Genomic DNA, 18,212 nt, shown 5'->3' on the forward strand with positions numbered 1-18,212 from the left:
ATGGAAACTATCGCCATCTATTTCAGGCGTATTGCCTTCCTGTGCAGGAAGGAACTGATCACCCTGCTGAAGGAGCCGGCCAGCCGCGCCATGCTGTTCATGCCAGCGCTGATGCAGGCGTTGTTGTTTGGCTACGGCGCGACCTTCGATCTGCGTCATGTGCCGTACGCGGTGCTCGACCTCAGTGGCGGACAGGCCTCGAGCGAGCTGCTTTCGCGGATGGATGGCGCGGGCATGTTCGAGCGTGTGGCCACGCTGGATTCGTCTACGCAGATTGCAGGCTTGATCGACGCCAATGAAGCGCTGCTGGTGATCAGCATTCCGGCCGATTTCGAGCGGCGATTGGCCGCTGGGCAGAGCGCGCCGCTGCAGTTGATCATGGATGGCCGCAACTCGACCACCGCCGGTGCTGCCGCCGGTTACATCGGCTCCATCGTCGCCGATTTCAATCGAGAACAGTCCAATCGAGCGCAGTTCAACCCGGCGCGCGCTGCCGGTGGGCAGGCGGTGCAACTGGTCACGCGCAGTTGGTACAACCCGAACCTGGAATCGCGCTGGCAGCTGATGCCGGCGTTGATTGCCGCGTTGAGCATGTTACAGACGCTGCTGATTGCGGCGTTGTCGGTAGCGCGCGAACGCGAGCAGGGCACCTTCGATCAGCTGTTGGTCACGCCGCTGACGCCGATGCAGATCCTGATCGGCAAGGCCTTGCCGTCGATTCTGGTGGGGCTGGTGCAGTCCACCATCATCCTGCTGATCATCCGCTTCTGGTTCCAGATCCCGATGGCCGGCTCGGTGGGCGTGCTGTACCTGGCGCTGGCGGTGTTCACCGTGGCGTCGGTAGGCATCGGCCTGTCGATCTCGGCGGTGGCAGCAAACATGCAGCAGGCCATGCTCTACACCTTCCTGTTGATCATGCCGTTGATGCTGCTGTCGGGCTTGATGACGCCGGTGGCCAACATGCCCAAGGTGCTGCAGGTGGCGACCTATGCCAATCCGCTGCGCTTTGGCATCGATCTGGTGCGCCGGGTCTATCTGGAAGGCGCCGGCCTGCAGGAAGTGGGCTTCAACTTCATCCCCATGCTGGCGGTGGCGGCGATCACCTTGCCGTTGGCGGCGTGGTTGTTCCGTAACCGGCTTACCTAGGACGCGATCCATGTTTCCCCAATTGCGCTCACTGTTGAACGTGCCGCTGCTGCTGTCGCCGCTTGCTGCTGGCCTGATGCTCGGCGGCTGCGCGGTCGGGCCGGACTTCGTGCGTCCGGACATGGCGGCCCCTGTCGACTGGACGCAATGGCGGGGCGGTGACGCGTCACTAAATGCCGACCTTGGTACGCAGGCGCTGCAGCCGGAGTGGTGGACGCAGCTGTCCGACCCGACCTTGGATGAACTGCAGCAACGCGCCCTGCAGGCGAGTCCGGACCTGCGCACTGCAGCCTTGCATTTCGCCCAGGCGCGGGCGCAGCGGCGCACGGTTGCCGCGCAGCGCGGTGTCGATGTGAACGCATCGGCAGGCGTCAATCGCCAGCGCCAAAGCGAGAACGGCGCTGGTACGCGCATGCTCGACATCCTCAGCAATGACAGTGACGCAATGAAACAGCTGCTGGCCGAACCATTCAATCTGTACCAGGCCGGCTTCGATGCGTCCTGGGAGCTGGATCTATGGGGCAGGGTGCGGCGCTCGATCGAGGCCGCCGACGCGAGCGTGGCGCAACAGGCGGCGCTGTTGGATCTGGCCAGGCTGAGCGTCAGCAGCGAAGTGGCACGCAGCTACGTGCAGTTGCGCGCTGCACAGCGCCAGATCGAACTGGCACACGAGGACATTGGCGCATTGGAAGAGCGCCTGTCGCTGCTGCAGGCGCGGGTGGACGGCGGCTTGCAGGACCATCTGGATCTGGACCGTCAGCAAGCCGATCTGGCTGCGTTACGTGCGCGCTTGCCCGGCCTGCTGGTCGAGGAAGCGAGCAGCAGCAACCAACTCGCGCTATTGCTCGGCGAGCGCCCCGGCGCATTGCGCAGCCAGCTTGCAGCGCCAATGGTTGCAGCCAGCGACGCGTTGCCGGATCTGTCGCTGGGCCTGCCGTCGGAAGTGGCGCAGCGGCGCCCGGATATACGCGCCGCGCAGGCACGCCTGCAACAGGCGACGGCCAGCATCGGTGTTGCCCAGGCGGATCTGTATCCCAGCATCCGGCTGGGTGCCAAGTTCGGCTACGAGTCGTATCTGTCCGGTGAGTTCTCGGACTGGGGCAGCCGGACCTGGTCGATCGGCCCGGTGCTGAACCTGCCAGTGTTCGATCACGGTCGGCGCAAGAGTGTGGTGCAGCTGCGGGAGCTGGAACAGCAGGAAGCTGCCGTGGCCTACCAGAAGACCGTGCTGCAGGCCTGGCAGGAAATCGACAATGCCTTGAACGGTTACGCCGCCGCTCAACAACAGCGCGTCCAGCTGCGTGAGCGCGAGCAGGCCACGGCGGACGCTTACACGATCGCCCAGGCGCGGCACGATGCTGGCCTGATCGACTTCCTGGCGGTGCTGGATGCACGCAGAGGCTATCTGCAGACGCGGCGCGACCTGGTTGATAGCGAAGCACTACTGCGTAGCCAGTTTGTCGCGGTCAACAAGGCACTGGGCAACGGGCCGCGTACGCGCGAGTGACCGAGCCAGCTTCGCGGCTTACGCCGTTCCCACAGACAAACGGCAGGCCAGTACTCAGCGTTGGCGCAACCAGAAGTAGATCGGCAGGCCTGCCACGATCAGCGCCACACCCCACAGCAGAGCTTCGCTGCCGATGCCGGCAATCGCGTACAGGCTGAAGAGCAATGCGCCAGCAGCGGCAATGCGCGAAGCGATACCGCTGCCGCGCCACAACCATGCGGCAGCACCAGCCAGGTAGGGCAGCAGGGTGGCAGCGGTGGACAGCAGCACCGAGAACTTGAACAGGTCCACCAGCGAGCGGTTGTAGTTGCAGATCACAAGCACGGTGGCCAGCAGGCAGCTGACGATGACGCCGAAGACCGGCGCGCCGCGCTTGTTCTCGTGGGCAAAGGCGCGCGGCAGCACGCCATCGCGGGCGGCCGCCATCGGTAGCTGTGCTGCCAGCAGCGTCCAGCCATTCAGTGCGCCGACGCAGGAAATGGCCATCACCACCGCCAGCAGCATCCCGGCGGTCGGCCCCCACAAGGCGGCGGCGGCATCGGCCATCGGTGCGCTGGAACTGGCGAGCACATCGGCTGGCAGCAGGCCCAGCACGGTGGTGCAGGCCAGTACGGTCGCGATACCTGCGATGGCGGTGCCGGCGACGGTGGCACGGGCGACGGTGCGAGGTGCGTCGTCGACCGACTCGGCCGGGACCGTGGCGGCCTCGAGGCCGATCATCGCCCACAGGGTCAGCGCGACGGTGGCGGCGGCAACGCTGCCCAGCGATTCGCCGGACGGATTGAACGGCACGTAGTGGCTGGTATCCACCAGCCACAGCGCGACCAGGCCGAACATCAGCAGCGGTACTACTTTCAGGACGGTGGTTGCTAGCTGCAGGCGTCCGGCTTCGCGCACACCTATCAGGTTGACGCCTGCACACAGCCACAGCGCGACAAGACCGCAGGCCGCAGCGCGCACCGGGGTTGCGGTCAGGGCAGGAAAGATGGCGCCAATGCTGCCGGCGAAGGCGACGGCGATGGCGGCAATCGCACACCACATTGAGATCCAGTAGCTCCAGGCGACCAGAAAGCCGGGTAGCTCGCCAAAAGCGTTGCGGGCGAACACGTAGGGGCCACCGGTCTGCGGCCAGCGCTTGGCCAGCTGGGCAAAGGTCACCGCCAGCAGCAGCGCGCCGCACAAGGTGATACCCCAGCCAATCAGGGTGGCCGCGCCATAGGGGGCGAGGGTGGCTGGCAACAGGAAGGTACCCGAGCCGATCATGCTGCCCACAACCAGGGCGGTGGCGGACCAGAAGCCCAGCGGGCGACGCGAAGTAGTCATAAATACAGCAACTGCAAAGGCTCGTGCCGGATAGAGAAGCCCCGGGAGAGCGTGAATACGAGGTGGCAGACGCCGGTGGCGACCGCAGCAGGGGACGGATTATGACGGTTTGCAGGCCAGACCGCGATGTGAAACCTGCCGGTAATGACCTTTGGCCCTTCCGGCAGGGCACAGCAGCGCTGACGCTGGCGGCCTTGTTCCCTGTCCTGGAAACCCCCGATGACTGTTCGACCGCTGGCGCTTGCCGTCTCGTTCTCCCTGGCCACCGTGCTGGCCGCCTGTTCGCCGTCATCGCAACCAGCCGCTGGCGACAGTACTGCGCAGGCACCGCAGGCCGACAAGGCCGCGCAGCTGAACCAGCTGTACGCTGACTATTGGGAAGGCGTGCTCAAGCTGAACCCGCTGCAGGCCACCTTCCAGGGCGACAACCGTTACAACGACCAGCTGCCGGACTTCGGCTCGGCCGAGTTCCGCAAGCAGAGCCATGACTTCACCCAGGAATGGCTGGGCAAGGCCGAGAAGATCGGCGATGCGGGCCTGGCTGGGCAGGATCTGCTCAGCTACCGCATCTTCGTTGAAGAGCAGAAACAGTCGCTGGAAGGGGAGAAGTTCCCTACCTGGATGATGCCGGTGAACCAGATGGGCTCCACCGTCAGCTATGCGGTGATGCTGGGTTCGGGCCAGGTGGCGCAGCCGTTCAAGACGGTCAAGGATTACGACAACTGGTTGGCGCGTGCCGCGCGCGTTCCGGTGTTGCTGGAAACCGAAAACGCCAATATGCGCCAAGGCATGAAGGCCGGCGTGGTGCAGCCGCGCGTGCTTATGGAAAAAGTGGTGCCGCAGTTCGACGAGATCATCACCGCCAAGGCCGAGGACAGCCAGTTCTGGGGGCCGATCAAGTTGCTGCCGGCCGATTTCTCGCAGGCCGACAAGGACCGCCTGACCGAAGCCTTCCGCAGCGTGATCAACGACAAGCTGATGCCGGCGATCAAGCAGCAGCGTGACTTCATCGCCAACGAATACCTGCCGGCGACCCGCGACACGGTCGGCCTGGATTCCTTGCCGGACGGCAAGGCGTGGTACGCCTTCAACGCCAAACAGAGCACCACCACCGCGCAGACCCCGGAGCAGATCCACGAGATCGGCCTGAAGGAAGTGGCGCGCATTCACGCCGAGATCCAGACGGTGATGACCGAAGTGGGCTTCAAGGGCTCGCTGCAGGAATTCTTCACCTTCATGCAGAAGGACAAGCAGTTCGAGTTCAAGTCCGAGCCGGAACTGCTGGAGCATTACCGCGGCCTGGAAGCGAAGATCAATGCCAATGTGCCCAAGCTGTTCTCGCTGACCCCGAAGGCCGGTTTCGAGATCCGCCCGATCGAGGCATTCCGCGCCAAGTCGGCCGCAGGCGGCGAGTACATGCAGCCCAGCGAAGACGGCAGCCGTCCGGGCATCTTCTACGTCAACACCTACGACTTGCCGACCCGCAAGACCTGGGACGCCGAAGACCTGTTCCTGCATGAAGCCATCCCGGGCCATCACTTCCAGCTGGCGTTGCAGCAGGAACTGAAGGGCGTGCCGGCGTTCCGTCGCTTTGGTGGCGAAACCGCCTTCATCGAAGGCTGGGGCCTGTATGCAGAAAGTCTGGGCAAGGATCTGGGCGTCTACACCGACCCGTACAGCTACTTCGGCCGCCTGCAGGGCGAGCTGTGGCGCGCAGTGCGTCTGGTGGTGGACACCGGCCTGCACTCCAAGGGCTGGACCCGCCAGCAGGTGCTGGACTACATGTTCGCCAATTCCTCGGTGAGCGAGCCGGATGCAGTTGCCGAAGCCGAGCGTTACATCGCATGGCCGGGCCAGGCATTGGCGTACAAGACGGGTGAGCTGAAGATCCAGGAACTGCGCAAGCGCGCGCAGGACAAGCTGGGCACCAAGTTCGACATCCGCGAGTTCCACGCAGAAGTGCTGAAGGACGGCTCGGTGCCGCTGGACGTGCTCGACGAGAAGCTCAACGCCTGGATTGCCGAGAAGTCCAAGTAAGCGACGCAGTCGCTTACTTGTAGTGCCGAGCCATGCTCGGCATGGGCTTCACCAGCACTCCAGCAACCCCAATGTAGTGCCGAGCCATGCTCGGCAAGGGGCATTAGCGCAAAGGGCTAACCCCTCCCCAACCCTCCCCTTGGCCGTTGGCCAAAGGGAGGGAGCAGGAGCGTAGTGCCGAGCCATGCTCGGCAAGGGATATCACAGGTAGAGCTTCAGCCGAGCATGGCTCGGCTCTACAGGGTTTGTTTGTGGGAGCGGCGTCAGCCGCGAAGCTGGCAACAATGAAACCGCAGAAGGGCCTGCAATCAGCATGATTGCGGGCTTCGCGGCTGAAGCGATCGGAAAATCGGCATAAGCCGAGCATGGCTCGGCTCTACGGTTGGGCTACGTAGTGTTCCAGCTGTGGGCGCTCGGTCTGCCATGTTGCTGTGCCACAGTGCACGGCAATCTCTTGAGCCCGCTGGCGGTCTGATCGCGGGCGTTCTTAGTTTACTTACCGCGTACCGCTGATGACTTTTATCGTATCGCTGCTGCTGCCGTTGTTGGCCATTCTGTTCTGGTGGCCGGTCCATCCCTTGTCCAAACACCAGCGCCGTTGGCGGACGGGCATCAGTGTGCTGCTTGCCCTGATTGGTCTGAGTTTCGCCACCTTGTGGCGGTTGGACATCTTCAGTTACACAGTCGAAGCCTGGATCCAGCTGGTATTCGGTTGGGTGCTGGTGATGTTCATGCTGGTGCTGGTGTTCGTCCTGCTGCGCGAAACGGGCTGGTTGGTGTCACGCCTGCTGCCGCGCAGCTCACGTTTCGCAACGCTGTGGCACGGCGTCGGTTTCAATCAGGGCGCGGCGTTGTTGATTGTGCTGCTGGCCACGCTGGGCATCTACAACGGTCTCAAACCGCCGCAGGTATACGAACGCGATCTTGTCGTGCCGAACCTGCCCAAGGAGATGGACGGTCTGCGTGTGGCGGTATTGGCCGACCTGCATATCAGCCCGGTCAAACGCACTTGGCGGACCCAGCGCATCGTCGATGCAACCCTGGCGGTCAAACCCGACATGATCGTGTTGCCCGGCGACATGGCCGACGGTGGTCTGGAAGACAGCGGTCGATTCGCCGAGCCGCTGGCCCAGCTCAAGGCGCCTTATGGCGTCTGGTTGGCCCCGGGCAACCATGAGTACTACTACGACTACAGTGCGTGGATGGCGCATTTCCGGCAGATGGGCCTGGGCGTGCTGGAGAACCAGACCGCACTGCTGAATATCAATGGCCGCAGGCTGGCGGTCTCCGGCATCGGTGACCTCGCGGCACTGAAACCGAGTTCGTACATGCACGGTGGCCTGGCGCCGGACATGCAGGCCGTCGTGGATGGTGGCAGGGGCGGCGACGTCCATATATTGCTTGCGCACCAACCCAAGCAGGCGCGCGCGGCCGCCGCTACCGGCGCGATCGACCTGCAGATTTCCGGCCATACCCATGGCGGGCACATGCTGGGATTCGACCGCTGGGTGGTAGCTCCCTTCAACCACGGCTTTGTGCGCGGCGAGTACCGGGTGCGAGAGATGACCTTGTTCGTCAGCAGCGGTGTGGGCCAATGGGATGGCTTCACTGCGCGTCTTGGCGTGCCCTCCAGTATCGATGTGCTGGTGCTGCGCAGCCCGGCTGAGTAGGCGGATTTGTAGGAGCGGCGTAAGCCGCGAGGCTCGCACATCATCAGGTGACAAATTTGCCCTGATGTTCGGCAATGCCAGCTTCGCGGCTGACACCGCTCCTACAAGATTCGGCGATGTACTTGCTTGGGCATTGCGGTGGTGTCGGCTGATCAGGTATCGAGGTCGGCCTCGCTACCCTCAACATTCCTGCGTTTGTCGGGCATCAGCTTCGGTAGCGTGCTCACGACCGCCAAGGCGGCGATCGTGGTGATGAAGGCCACCATCTCCATGCCCATGCCGGCTGCCATGCCGATGGCTGCCGTCATCCAGATGCCGGCGGCGGTGGTCAGGCCCTGGATGCGTTCTTCGTTGTCGAGCTTGAGGATGGCGCCAGCGCCGAGGAAGCCGATGCCGGAGACGATGCCCTGCATCACCCGCGTCACATCGGCACCCGAAATGCCCATCTGCAAAGGTGCCAGTACGAACAGCGCTGAACCCACCGAGACCAGGATATGGGTCTTCAAGCCTGCCGCGCGCCCTTTGCGTTCCCGCTCCAGGCCAAGCAGTCCGCCGAGCACGATGGCGGTGGCCAGGCGCGAGACGATGACGGTCAATGTGCCGACATCGGGAATGGCGAACTCGGCGGCCAGGGCCTGGCCGATTTCTGCAGCGATGCTCATACGAAGGCGTCCTTGGTTGCTGGCGTGATCGGTGGGCGGGGCAGCTGAAGACTGATCGTGCGTTGGCTTTCCTTTACCGGCGGTGATGCCGAAGATACAAAAACGGCCCCGTGAGGGGCCGTCGTGTTGCGGATTGCTGTTCAGGCGATCACAGCGTGATCTGATCGAAGCGTTCCACCCGTGTGTGACCGTGGGTGGCTTCGCCGCTGCGCGGTTGCGGGTAATCGCTGAGGCGGTCGACCAGCACCGTCTGCAGGCCGGCCTCGCGCGCGGCGTCCAGTTCCTCGACCACGTCGGACAGGAACAGGATCTCGGCCGGGTCGATGTTGATGGCCTTGGCGATGTGGGTGTAGCTGGGTGCCTCGCGCTTGCCGCCGACTTCGGTGTCGAAGTTGCCGGAGAACAGACCGTTCAAGTCACCGGCATCGCTGAAACCAAAGAACAGCTTCTGTGCTGGCACCGAGCCGGAGGAGTACACGTACAGCGGCAAGCCGCTGGCGTGCCAGCCGCGCAGCACGTCGGCCACTTCCGGGTACAGGTGGGCGGTGTAGTCGCCGTTGCGGTAACCCACGTCCCAGAGCATGCCCTGCAGCGCCTTCAGCGCGGTGTGCTTGCGGTCCTGGTCGATCCAGCCCTGCAGGGTTTCGACGATGACTTCGTCCTGGCAGGCGCTGGCAGAAATTTCGGTGGCCACTGCATCCAGCCACTGGCGGACCTGGGGTTCATTGCCGTGTACCTGGACGAAGCCGGGCAGGGCGTTGCGGGCATACGGGAACAGCACTTCCTTGACGAAGGAGATGCTGGAGGTTGTGCCCTCGATGTCGGTGAGGATGGCTTTGATCGTCATGCGGTTTTCCTGCACGGTGCTTTTGTCGGCACTTATGCGTGGTTGGTAGAAACAGGGAGGTAAGAGCCAGGAGCTGCCCTCACCCCAACCCCTCTCCCGTGAACGGGAGAGCGGCTTAAGCGGAAGGCGGGTTCAGAGGGTGCTGGGCTCGTAGCGCGGGAAGCGCTGGGCGATGTCGGTGCCGGTGAAATGGCCGACCCAGCCGTCCGGCTCGGTGAAGAAGCGGATGGCGGCGAAGCTCGGTTCCTCGCCCATGTCGAACCAGTGGTTGACGCTGTCGGGCACGGCGATCAGATCGTCCTTCACGCACTCCACTTCATAGACCTTGTCGCCCACGTGCAGGGTGAACAGGCCGGAGCCGGCGACGAAGAAGCGGACTTCGTCTTCCTTGTGGTAATGCTCGTCGAGGAACTTCTTGCGGATCTCGGCGCGGGCCGGGTTGTCCGGGGCGATCGAGGCCACGTCCACGCTCTTGAAGCCATGCTCTGCGACCAGACGGTCAATGTCCTCGCGGTAAGCGGCGAACACTTCTTCCTGGCTGGCGCCCGGCGTGACCGGGTGCTTGGCCTGCCAGCGTTCGAAGGTGACGCCGATCTTGTTCAGTTCGGCGGCGATGACCTCGCCGTCGCGGCTATCGAACAGCGGTGCGTCCGGGGCGGTTTCATTGAAAATGCGCAGTCGGCTCATGGGGGACTCGACGTAGTAGGAAGAAGGATCAGGCGTGGCCGCGCAGGCGGCGCAGTTCAAGTTCGCAATGCAGCAGGAACTCGAAGGCCTCCAGGTGGCGACGGGCTTCGGCCATGTCGCGGCCCCAGGCGTACAGGCCGTGGCCGTCGATCAGATAGCCCCACATCTGCCCCTTGTCGAGTTCGGCCTCGACCTGGGCTGCCAGCACATCCATGTCCTGGGTATTGGGGAACACCTTCAGGTCGACGGCGGTTTCGTGGGTGGTGTTGCCGTGCAAGGCCTTGAGCAGCTCATAGCCTTCCAGACGGATATGACCATCGCTGCTGTACAGGCGCGAGGCGATGGTCTGCACCGGCGAATGGGTATGCAGCACGCAGCCGACTTCCGGGAAGCGAGCGTAGAGCTGGGTGTGCAGCAGGGTTTCCGCCGAAGGGCGCAGCGGCCGGCCCACGGCCTTGCCATCGAAATCCACCACCATGATGTCGCTTTCGATCAGCCGGCCCTTGTCCTTGCCGGACACGGTGATGGCCGCATGCTGGTCATCCAGTCGGTGCGAGAAGTTGCTGCTGGTGGCAGGTGTCCAGCCGGCGTGGGCCAGCTCACGGATGTTGTCGATCAGCAGCTGGGCCAGTTCGCTCAGTCGCTGGGCGTCATAGGGGACGGTAGGCGCGTTCATGGACAGCATTTTACGTGTCCTTGCCAGCGCCGGGGAGTTTGTTGGCCGTTGGCGTTCCGTCGGGACTACTGGAATCATATTCCCTCTCGGGATAAGGGCAGTTCGCTATAGGTTTAGTCCGGACAGTCATGGTTCAGTATTTGAATCGAGACAAACGGCATTTTCGGGGAAAGGCCATGCGTCGTGGTATGGACAAGCAAAAAGTGACTGCAACAGAATCGAGTTGATGATTTGACCAGGGGGTGACATGGAAGGAAGCGCATCATCAAGACGGTTCGCCGCAGTCGCCATGGCAGCTTTTGCTGCGTCTTTGCTAAGTGGCTGCACCAGCATGTGGTATCCCTACGAAGGCGCACCGCCTTTCGATGAGGCATCGTCGCAGTGTCGTAGCAAGGGAAGGATACAGTTCCCAATCAAGAACGAAGTCGCTTACCGCACGGTCTATGTAAAGCGCGAGGAGCCTTGCCGCGGCGCCGGCGAAAAGTGCGATGACGAGAAGCGCAAGATAAATTATGTCGAACACTCGGAAATCGAGACCTATGTGCTGGACATAAACGAGCACGACCGGGACCAGGAGTACACGGCCTGTATGAGCAGACAGGGCTGGCGCCTGAAATCTGACTGGTTCTGGAAGCACTGAGGACGTTGCAGTGCGCCATGCGGTAACCGGGATAGCCGGCGGTCCGCCTGCAAACGCAGGCGGCGACATGCCCCGGGCGTTGACCCGGGGCATGGTTGAGTATCAGTTCTTGCCGGCCTTGTTGGCTGCGTTCAATTTGCTGTGACGCACGCCGTACAGGAAATAGATGATGAAGCCGGTGAGGGTCCACACGCCCATCAGCATCCAGTTGTGCAGGGTCATCGCAGTCAGTAGGGCGATGCAGCTGAGCACGCCAAGGCTGCAGATCAACCAGGCCATCGGGATGCGGAACGGGCGCGGCAGGTCCGGCTGGGTCCGACGCAGGACCAGCACGCCGGCGCAGACTGCGGCGAATGCGATCAGCGTGCCCATCGAGGTCAGTTCACCGAGGATGTCCAGCGGGAACAATGCCGCCAGCAGGGCGATGCCGATACCGGTGATGACGGTATTGATGTGCGGCGTGCGGTACTTGGGGTGGATCTTGGTGAATACCGGCGGCAGCAGGCCGTCGCGGCCCATGATCATGAAGATGCGCGGCTGGCCGATCACCATCACCAGCACCACCGAGGCCAGGCCGATCAGCGCGCCGACCTCGACGATGATGCGCAACCAGTCCAGCTGCGGATGCGCGGCAACGGCGGTAACTACCGGCTCGGCGGTGCCTAGCAACTGGTAGGGCACCAGGCCGGTCATGACCGCGGCCATGGCGATGTACAACACGGTGCAGATCACCAGCGACAGCAGCATGCCGATCGGCAGGTCGCGCTGCGGACGGTGCGATTCCTGCGCCGCCACCGACACTGCTTCAAAGCCGATATAGGCGAAGAACACCATCGCCGCGCCGCGCAGCACGCCTTCAAAGCCGTACTTGCCGGGGCCTTCGTTGGCCGGGATGAACGGGGTCCAGTTGCTGGTGTCGACGTACTTCCAGCCGGCCACGATCACCAGGATGATCAGGCCAGTCTTGAGCACCACCATGGCCATGTTCATCGCCGAGGACTTGCTGATGCCGACATAGCAAAGCCAGGTCAGCAGCAGTACCAGGATTGCCGCCGGGATGTTGGCGATGGCGCCGGTTGGCTTGAGCTGTGCATCCAATGGCGCACTGACCAGTGCTGCTGGCAGGTGGATGTCGAAATGGTTGAGGAAGCTGAGAAAGTAACCGGTCCAGCTGACCGCCACTGCCGAGGCGGAGACGCCGTACTCCAGCACCAGCATCCAGCCGATGAACCAGGCGGAGAGTTCGCCGAAGGTGGCGTAGGTATAGGTGTATGCACTGCCGGAGACCGGCACCATCGAGGCGAACTCGGCATAGGCAAGCGCGCAGAACGCGCAGCAGATGGCCGCCAGCACGAACGACAGCATGATCGCGGGGCCGGCATGGTTGGCCGCGGCTTGGCCGGTGATGACGAAAATACCGCCGCCGATCACCGCACCGATGCCCAGTGCGGTCAACCCCCAGGGGCCGAGGGTGCGGCGCAGACTCAGGCCATTGGCTTCCTCATGTGCGGCGTGTGGATGTTTGGTGGCCCAGAGTTGCTTGAACATGTTTCGGGTCTTCGCTCATCGGTGCGCGGCGGGCGCGCAAAAGAAAACCGGCGCGCTGGGCGCCGGTCAGGGTGTGGATCAGGCTTGGTTGTTCAGCTTGCTGTTGCGGATGCCGTAGCCGAAATAGATGCACAGGCCCAGCAAGGTCCAGCCAACGAACAGATGCCAATGCACCACGAAGGCCTGCATGAACAAGGCCAGGCAGGCCAGCGCGCCCAGCGGGCAGATCAGCCATGCCGCTGGCACCTTGAACGGGCGCACGATTTTGGGCTTGGTACGACGCAGCACCAGCACGCCGATGCAGACCGTGGCGAAGGCCAGCAGGGTGCCCATCGATACCAGCTCGCCGAGCACGTTCAACGGCACCAGACCGGCCAGCAGCGCGGCCAGCACGCCGACTACCACGGTGCTGACATACGGCGTGCGGAAGCGCGGGTGGACCTTGCCGAACATCTTCGGCAGCAGGCCGTCGCGGGAGATGGTGTAGGCGATGCGCGACTGACCCATCATCATCACCAGCACCACCGAGGACAGGCCGGCGATGGCGCCGATCTCGACCGCGGTTTTGAGCCAGGACAGGCTGGGATAGGCTTCCAGTGCGGTGGCCACCGGCTTGTCGGTGCCGAGCAGGTTGTACGGCAGCATGCCGGTCAGCACTGCACAGACCACGATGTAGACCAGGGTGCAGATGGCCAGCGAGCCGAGCAGGCCGATCGGCATGTTCTTCTGCGGGTCTTTGGTTTCGCCGGCGGCGGTGGAGACTGCGTCGAAGCCGATATAGGCGAAGAACACGATGGTGGCGGCACGGAACACGCCACTCCAGCCGAATTCACCGAAGGTGCCGGTGTTTTCCGGGATGAACGGCTGCCAGTTTGCCGGGTCGATGTACTGGATGCCGAAGCCGACGAATAGACAGATCACGATGACCTTGATCGCCACGATGATGGCATTGACCAGGGTGGACTGGGTCACGCCGACGTAGAGCAGGCCGGTGATGGCCGCCACGATCAGTACCGCAGGCAGGTTGAACAGCTTGCCGGAATTGACGAACTCGCTACCGGTCCAGGCCAGCGGCGCAGCCGACAAAGCGTCTGGGAAGGGCATATGCAGCGTAGTGGTGATGAAGCTGATCAGGTAGGCCGACCAGCCCACGGCAACCGAGGCCGACGCGAACAGGTATTCCAGTACCAGGCACCAGCCGATGAACCAGGCCATGCCTTCGCCCAGAGTGGCGTAGGAATAGGAGTAGGCGCTGCCAGAGACCGGCATCATCGCCGCGAACTCGGCGTAACACAGGCCGGCCAGTGCACAGGCAATGCCGGCGAAGACGAAGGACAGCATCACTGCTGGTCCAGCGTGGTTGGCTGCGGCCTGGCCGGTCAGCACGAAGATGCCCGCGCCGATCACCGCACCAATGCCTAGCAGGATCAGATGCTTGGCGGTGAGGGTGCGCTTGAGTGTGGCTTCGCCTTGCAGGCTGCCTTCGATCGGCTCACCGGCATCGACATGTGCGGCCGGTTCGACCGGCTTGACCCTCAACAGTGCTTTAAGCATTCCGCAAATTCCCGAGCTGTGTATTGGCCCGAACGCGCTGGGGCGACGGGGCCGGTTGTATGGCGACGCAAGCTGAACGGTCGGCAACCGCTCTACCTTGCCAAAGGTAGCGAAACTCGACAAGCGCAACTGCAACATCGACAGCGATAATGGCCGTCGGATTGATTGGATTGGATGTGCTTACAGTCATGCACGGCGAGGATCTACAGCTGCGTCAGGCATTTGAGGACTATTCCCGGCGTCACCGGGAGCAGGGGGAGGTGGCGCAGGCCTTCCTGGCTCTGCTCGGCGAAGAGGGGGTGGACCCATTCACCCGCGAGCGCCTGGCCGGGCATTTCACTGGCAGTGCCTGGTTGGTCAGTGCCGATGGCCAGCGCGTATTGCTCACCCACCACCGCAAGCTGCAGCGCTGGTTGCAGTTGGGTGGGCATGCCGATGGCGACCACGATCTGGCCGCTGTTGCGCTGCGCGAAGCCGAGGAGGAGTCCGGCCTGCCGGGCCTGACCCTGGCCTCAGCCGACATTTTTGATCTGGACAGGCATTGGATTCCGGAGCGCAAGGATGTTCCTGGTCATTGGCACTATGACGTGCGCTATGTGGTTGTTGCCGGTAGCAACGAGAAGTTCGTGGTCAGCGAGGAATCGCTGGAGCTGGCATGGCGGCCGGTAGACGAGATCGCCAATGACCAAGATGAATCCATGCGGCGGATGGCAAACCGGTGGCTGCAGAGATAGAAGGGGCATGTGGGAGCGGCGCCAGCCGCGAAGCAGGCAATGCCTGATCGCTGGCACAGTCTGCAATCTGGATGTTCATCAGCTTCGCGGCTGACGCCGCTCCCACAACATCCCCTGACGCGACCGGCAGAGCCCCTGCCGAGCGTGGCTCGGCATTACAGCGCCCTCCCTTTCGCGTAGCGAAGGGGAGGGTTGGGGAGGGGTTGGTTTTGACGTTGCTAGGAAAGCCTCTGCCGAGCATGGCTCGGCACTACATGGCGCTGCGGCGCAGGCAACTAGCCCCTCTCCCGCGTGCGGGAGAGGGGTTGGGGTGAGGGCGGCTTGTCAGTACAGAATGCGGGTGCGCAAGGTGCCCTGAATCGCGGCCAGCTCTTCGCGGATCGCAGCGGCCTGTTCTTCGCTGGCGGTGATGTCGATCACCACGTAGCCGACCTTGGGATCGGTGCGCAGGAACTGGCCGTCGATGTTGAGGTTGTGGCGCGAGAAGATCTCGTTGATCTTGGACAGCACGCCCGGCACGTTGCGGTGGATATGCAGCAGGCGCAGGCTCTGCTCGTGCTCCGGCAGGGTTACTTCCGGGAAGTTGACTGCAGACAGGGTCGAGCCGTTGTCGCTGTAACGCACCAGCTTGGCTGCCACTTCCACGCCGATGTTCTCCTGCGCTTCCAGCGTGGAGCCGCCGACGTGCGGGGTCAGGATCACGTTGTCATGTGCGGTCAACGGCGATTCGAACAGGTCGCCATTGCCCTTGGGCTCGACCGGGAACACGTCTACTGCGGCGCCGCCGAGATGGCCCGAGCCCAATGCCGCGTCCAGTGCAGCGATATCGACCACGGTGCCGCGCGCTGCATTGATCAGGTGCGCGCCCTTCTTCATCTTGCCGAGCTGCTCGGCACCGATCATCCATTGCGTGGAGCCGTTCTCAGGCACGTGCAGGGTGACCACGTCCGAGCGCTTCAGCAGGTCGTCCAGGCTGATTGCCGGGTGCGCGTTGCCCAACGACAGCTTGGTTTCGATGTCGTGGAAGATCACGTGCATGCCCAGCGCTTCGGCCAGCACGCCGACCTGGGTGCCGATATGGCCGTAGCCGATGATGCCTAGCGTCTTGCCGCGCACTTCGTGGCTGCCGGCGGCCGATTTGGACCAGCCGCCGCGGTGGCATTCGGCGTTCTTCTGCGGGATGCCGCGGGTCAGCATGATCGCCTCGGCGATCACCAGTTCGGCGACCGAACGGGTGTTGGAGTACGGCGCGTTGAAGACCGGAATGCCGGCCAGCTCAGCCGCTTCCAGGTCGACTTGGTTGGTGCCGATGCAGAAGCAGCCGACAGCGATCAGACGCTTGGCATGGGCCAGCACCTCGGCGCTGAGGTGGGTGCGCGAACGGATGCCGACGATGTGGGCTTCGGCGATGCGTTCCTTCAGTTCGTCCTCGGGCAAGGACTTGCTGTACAGCTCGATCTGCGAATACCCGGCAGCCTTGAAGACGTCCACGGCGGTCTGGCTGACCCCCTCAAGCAACAAAACGCGGATGTCCTGCTTCGGGAACGAGGTCTTCTTGGGCGACATGTCGTGTACGGCGGCGAAGGTGGGTAGGCCGCCAACTATGCCAGAACGGCGCGCTGTTTTGTGCGCTGCGCAATGCGGCAAGGCATTGATGGGAAAAGGTTTCATATGAAATCCAGATCGTGGAGTGGGAGGCCGTCGCCGCGACTGGACGGCGCGCGACAGGGCTGTCACGCTTGGCGGCTTTCACGCCGCCGAAACACCGCCATGACCGATCCGCGCCTGGAATCCCTGTTGCAGTCCTGTCCCGACCTGCGTCTGAAGACCGAGCCGGGCGATCTGGAGCACTACGGGCGCGATTGGACCCGGCGCTGGACACCGGCGCCACTGGCCATTGCCTTGCCGGGCAGTGTCGAGGAAGTGCAGGCGGTGGTGCGCTGGGCCAATCAGCACAACGTGGCTGTAGTGCCTTCCGGCGGCCGCACCGGCCTGTCCGGCGGCGCGGTTGCGGCCAACGGCGAACTGGTGCTGAGCCTGGAGCGGATGAACAAGCCGCTCGGTTTCGACGCGGTGGACCGTACCTTGGTGGTGCAGGCCGGCATGCCGCTGGAAGCGGTGCACAACACCGCCAGGGAACATGGGCTGATCTATCCGGTGGATTTCGCCGCGCGTGGCTCCTGTTCCATCGGCGGCAATATCGCCACCAACGCCGGCGGCATCCGCGTGATCCGTTATGGCAATACCCGCGAGTGGATCGCTGGGCTCAAGGTGGTCGCCGGCAACGGCGAACTGCTGGAGCTCAACAAGGGCTTGATCAAGAACTCCAGCGGCTACGACTTCCGCCAATTGATGATCGGCTCGGAAGGCACGCTCGGCATCGTGGTCGAAGCGACCTTGAAGCTGACCGATCCACCGCCGACCACCAATGTGATGGTGCTGGCGTTGCCGTCGTTCGAAGTGCTGATGCAGGTGTTCTCTGCCTTCCGCGAACGTCTGCAGCTGGAGGCCTTCGAGTTCTTCACCGACCTGGCGGTCAAGCACGTCACCGCGCACGGCGCGCAGTATCCGTTCGAGGAGATTCACCCGTATTACGTGGTGACCGAATACGCCTCGGCTGACGAGGCAGGCGAAGCCGCCGCGCTGGCGGCGTTCGAGCATTGCATGGAGCAGGGCTGGGTGCTGGATGGCGTGATCAGCACCAGCGAAGCACAGGCGCAGCAGCTGTGGCGTCTGCGCGAAGGCATCACCGAGTCGGTGGCGCGCTACAAGCCGTACAAGAACGACGTGTCGGTGCGGATATCGGCGATGCCAACCTTCCTGGCCGAAACCCAGGCGCTGATCAATGGTGCCTATCCGCACTTTGAAGTGGTGTGGTTTGGCCATATCGGCGACGGCAACCTGCATATCAACGTGCTCAAGCCCGATGACACCAGTGACGCTGAATTCCTTAGCCAGTGCGAGCACGTGACCAAGCTGCTGGCGCAGGTGCTGCTGCGGTTTGACGGCAGCATCTCGGCAGAACATGGCATCGGCCTGGTCAAGAAGGCCTATCTTTCCAGCACCCGGAGCGAGGCCGAAGTTGCGTTGATGCTTGGGGTCAAGCGGGCGTTCGATCCGAACTGGTTGTTGAATCCGGGCAAGCTGTTCGATCAGTAATCGCGCAGCTGGCCACGCGAAC

Annotated in this window: 15 protein-coding genes; 7 read left to right on the forward strand and 8 right to left on the reverse strand. The window is 63.3% G+C overall.

Annotated elements, in window-relative coordinates:
- Both ACVOLL_RS01365 and ACVOLL_RS01370 read left to right on the forward strand, forming a co-directional pair.
- Positions 1-1,146, forward strand: a complete 1,146-nt coding sequence (locus ACVOLL_RS01365) for an ABC transporter permease (protein WP_481511229.1) — start codon at positions 1-3, stop codon at positions 1,144-1,146.
- Positions 1,147-1,156: 10 nt separating this feature from the next.
- Positions 1,157-2,653 (forward strand): efflux transporter outer membrane subunit, encoded by a 1,497-nt coding sequence (locus tag ACVOLL_RS01370; RefSeq protein ID WP_481511230.1) that lies wholly within the window; start codon positions 1,157-1,159, stop codon positions 2,651-2,653.
- Positions 2,654-2,707: 54 nt separating this feature from the next.
- Here ACVOLL_RS01370 and ACVOLL_RS01375 read toward each other — a convergent pair whose 3' ends face one another.
- The gene (locus tag ACVOLL_RS01375) at positions 2,708-3,976 is read right to left on the reverse strand and encodes an amino acid permease (RefSeq protein WP_481511231.1); all 1,269 of its coding nucleotides are present in this window, start codon (positions 3,974-3,976) and stop codon (positions 2,708-2,710) included.
- 219 nt (positions 3,977-4,195) lie between these two features.
- Here ACVOLL_RS01375 and ACVOLL_RS01380 point away from each other — a divergent pair, with 219 nt between their 5' ends.
- Positions 4,196-6,013 carry a DUF885 domain-containing protein gene (locus ACVOLL_RS01380; RefSeq protein ID WP_481511232.1) on the forward strand — a complete coding sequence of 606 codons (1,818 nt, stop codon included), beginning with the start codon at positions 4,196-4,198 and terminating at the stop codon, positions 6,011-6,013.
- A gap of 512 nt (positions 6,014-6,525) precedes the next feature.
- On the forward strand, positions 6,526-7,683 hold the full coding sequence (locus ACVOLL_RS01385; protein WP_481511233.1) for a metallophosphoesterase: 1,158 nt from the start codon (positions 6,526-6,528) through the stop codon (positions 7,681-7,683).
- Between the two features lie 152 nt (positions 7,684-7,835).
- Here ACVOLL_RS01385 and ACVOLL_RS01390 read toward each other — a convergent pair whose 3' ends face one another.
- The 4 genes from ACVOLL_RS01390 to ACVOLL_RS01405 all read right to left on the reverse strand — a co-directional run bounded on the left by ACVOLL_RS01390 (position 7,836) and on the right by ACVOLL_RS01405 (position 10,555).
- Positions 7,836-8,345 carry an MgtC/SapB family protein gene (locus tag ACVOLL_RS01390; RefSeq protein ID WP_481511234.1) on the reverse strand — a complete coding sequence of 170 codons (510 nt, stop codon included), beginning with the start codon at positions 8,343-8,345 and terminating at the stop codon, positions 7,836-7,838.
- A gap of 148 nt (positions 8,346-8,493) precedes the next feature.
- Positions 8,494-9,192, reverse strand: a complete 699-nt coding sequence (mtnC, locus tag ACVOLL_RS01395) for an acireductone synthase (RefSeq protein WP_481511235.1) — start codon at positions 9,190-9,192, stop codon at positions 8,494-8,496.
- Positions 9,193-9,324: 132 nt separating this feature from the next.
- A complete protein-coding gene (locus ACVOLL_RS01400) occupies positions 9,325-9,879 on the reverse strand; it encodes a 1,2-dihydroxy-3-keto-5-methylthiopentene dioxygenase (RefSeq protein ID WP_481511236.1) in 555 nt (184 codons plus the stop codon).
- 28 nt (positions 9,880-9,907) lie between these two features.
- Positions 9,908-10,555 (reverse strand): methylthioribulose 1-phosphate dehydratase, encoded by a 648-nt coding sequence (locus tag ACVOLL_RS01405; RefSeq protein ID WP_481511362.1) that lies wholly within the window; start codon positions 10,553-10,555, stop codon positions 9,908-9,910.
- A 247-nt stretch (positions 10,556-10,802) separates the two neighbouring features.
- Between ACVOLL_RS01405 and ACVOLL_RS01410 the strand changes: the two genes are divergently transcribed.
- Positions 10,803-11,195 (forward strand): hypothetical protein, encoded by a 393-nt coding sequence (locus ACVOLL_RS01410; RefSeq protein WP_481511237.1) that lies wholly within the window; start codon positions 10,803-10,805, stop codon positions 11,193-11,195.
- A gap of 102 nt (positions 11,196-11,297) precedes the next feature.
- Here the strand turns inward: ACVOLL_RS01410 and ACVOLL_RS01415 are convergent, their stop codons facing one another.
- On the reverse strand, positions 11,298-12,743 hold the full coding sequence (locus tag ACVOLL_RS01415; RefSeq protein WP_481511238.1) for an amino acid permease: 1,446 nt from the start codon (positions 12,741-12,743) through the stop codon (positions 11,298-11,300).
- 78 nt (positions 12,744-12,821) lie between these two features.
- Positions 12,822-14,297, reverse strand: coding sequence for an amino acid permease (locus tag ACVOLL_RS01420; RefSeq protein ID WP_481511239.1), 1,476 nt, complete (start codon positions 14,295-14,297; stop codon positions 12,822-12,824).
- A 149-nt stretch (positions 14,298-14,446) separates the two neighbouring features.
- Here ACVOLL_RS01420 and ACVOLL_RS01425 point away from each other — a divergent pair, with 149 nt between their 5' ends.
- Positions 14,447-15,031: an NUDIX hydrolase gene (locus ACVOLL_RS01425; protein ID WP_481511240.1), complete on the forward strand. Its 585-nt coding sequence runs from the start codon at positions 14,447-14,449 to the stop codon at positions 15,029-15,031.
- Positions 15,032-15,355: 324 nt separating this feature from the next.
- On the opposite strand, the gene serA is transcribed toward ACVOLL_RS01425, so the two are convergent.
- Positions 15,356-16,597, reverse strand: a complete 1,242-nt coding sequence (serA, locus tag ACVOLL_RS01430; RefSeq protein WP_481511363.1) for a phosphoglycerate dehydrogenase — start codon at positions 16,595-16,597, stop codon at positions 15,356-15,358.
- A gap of 204 nt (positions 16,598-16,801) precedes the next feature.
- Between serA and ACVOLL_RS01435 the strand changes: the two genes are divergently transcribed.
- On the forward strand, positions 16,802-18,190 hold the full coding sequence (locus ACVOLL_RS01435; protein WP_481511241.1) for an FAD-binding oxidoreductase: 1,389 nt from the start codon (positions 16,802-16,804) through the stop codon (positions 18,188-18,190).
- Positions 18,191-18,212: the final 22 nt, after the last annotated feature.

Source organism: Stenotrophomonas sp. STEN035 (genome assembly GCF_056759935.1).

Coding starts and splice junctions, on each gene's coding strand:
- ACVOLL_RS01365 (WP_481511229.1), top strand. CDS start 1: ATGGAAACTATCGCCATCTATTTCAGGCGTATTGCCTTCCTGTGCAGG.
- ACVOLL_RS01370 (WP_481511230.1), top strand. CDS start 1,157: ATGTTTCCCCAATTGCGCTCACTGTTGAACGTGCCGCTGCTGCTGTCG.
- ACVOLL_RS01375 (WP_481511231.1), bottom strand. CDS start 3,976: ATGACTACTTCGCGTCGCCCGCTGGGCTTCTGGTCCGCCACCGCCCTG.
- ACVOLL_RS01380 (WP_481511232.1), top strand. CDS start 4,196: ATGACTGTTCGACCGCTGGCGCTTGCCGTCTCGTTCTCCCTGGCCACC.
- ACVOLL_RS01385 (WP_481511233.1), top strand. CDS start 6,526: ATGACTTTTATCGTATCGCTGCTGCTGCCGTTGTTGGCCATTCTGTTC.
- ACVOLL_RS01390 (WP_481511234.1), bottom strand. CDS start 8,345: ATGAGCATCGCTGCAGAAATCGGCCAGGCCCTGGCCGCCGAGTTCGCC.
- mtnC (WP_481511235.1), bottom strand. CDS start 9,192: ATGACGATCAAAGCCATCCTCACCGACATCGAGGGCACAACCTCCAGC.
- ACVOLL_RS01400 (WP_481511236.1), bottom strand. CDS start 9,879: ATGAGCCGACTGCGCATTTTCAATGAAACCGCCCCGGACGCACCGCTG.
- ACVOLL_RS01405 (WP_481511362.1), bottom strand. CDS start 10,555: ATGAACGCGCCTACCGTCCCCTATGACGCCCAGCGACTGAGCGAACTG.
- ACVOLL_RS01410 (WP_481511237.1), top strand. CDS start 10,803: ATGGAAGGAAGCGCATCATCAAGACGGTTCGCCGCAGTCGCCATGGCA.
- ACVOLL_RS01415 (WP_481511238.1), bottom strand. CDS start 12,743: ATGTTCAAGCAACTCTGGGCCACCAAACATCCACACGCCGCACATGAG.
- ACVOLL_RS01420 (WP_481511239.1), bottom strand. CDS start 14,297: ATGCTTAAAGCACTGTTGAGGGTCAAGCCGGTCGAACCGGCCGCACAT.
- ACVOLL_RS01425 (WP_481511240.1), top strand. CDS start 14,447: ATGGCCGTCGGATTGATTGGATTGGATGTGCTTACAGTCATGCACGGC.
- serA (WP_481511363.1), bottom strand. CDS start 16,597: ATGTCGCCCAAGAAGACCTCGTTCCCGAAGCAGGACATCCGCGTTTTG.
- ACVOLL_RS01435 (WP_481511241.1), top strand. CDS start 16,802: ATGACCGATCCGCGCCTGGAATCCCTGTTGCAGTCCTGTCCCGACCTG.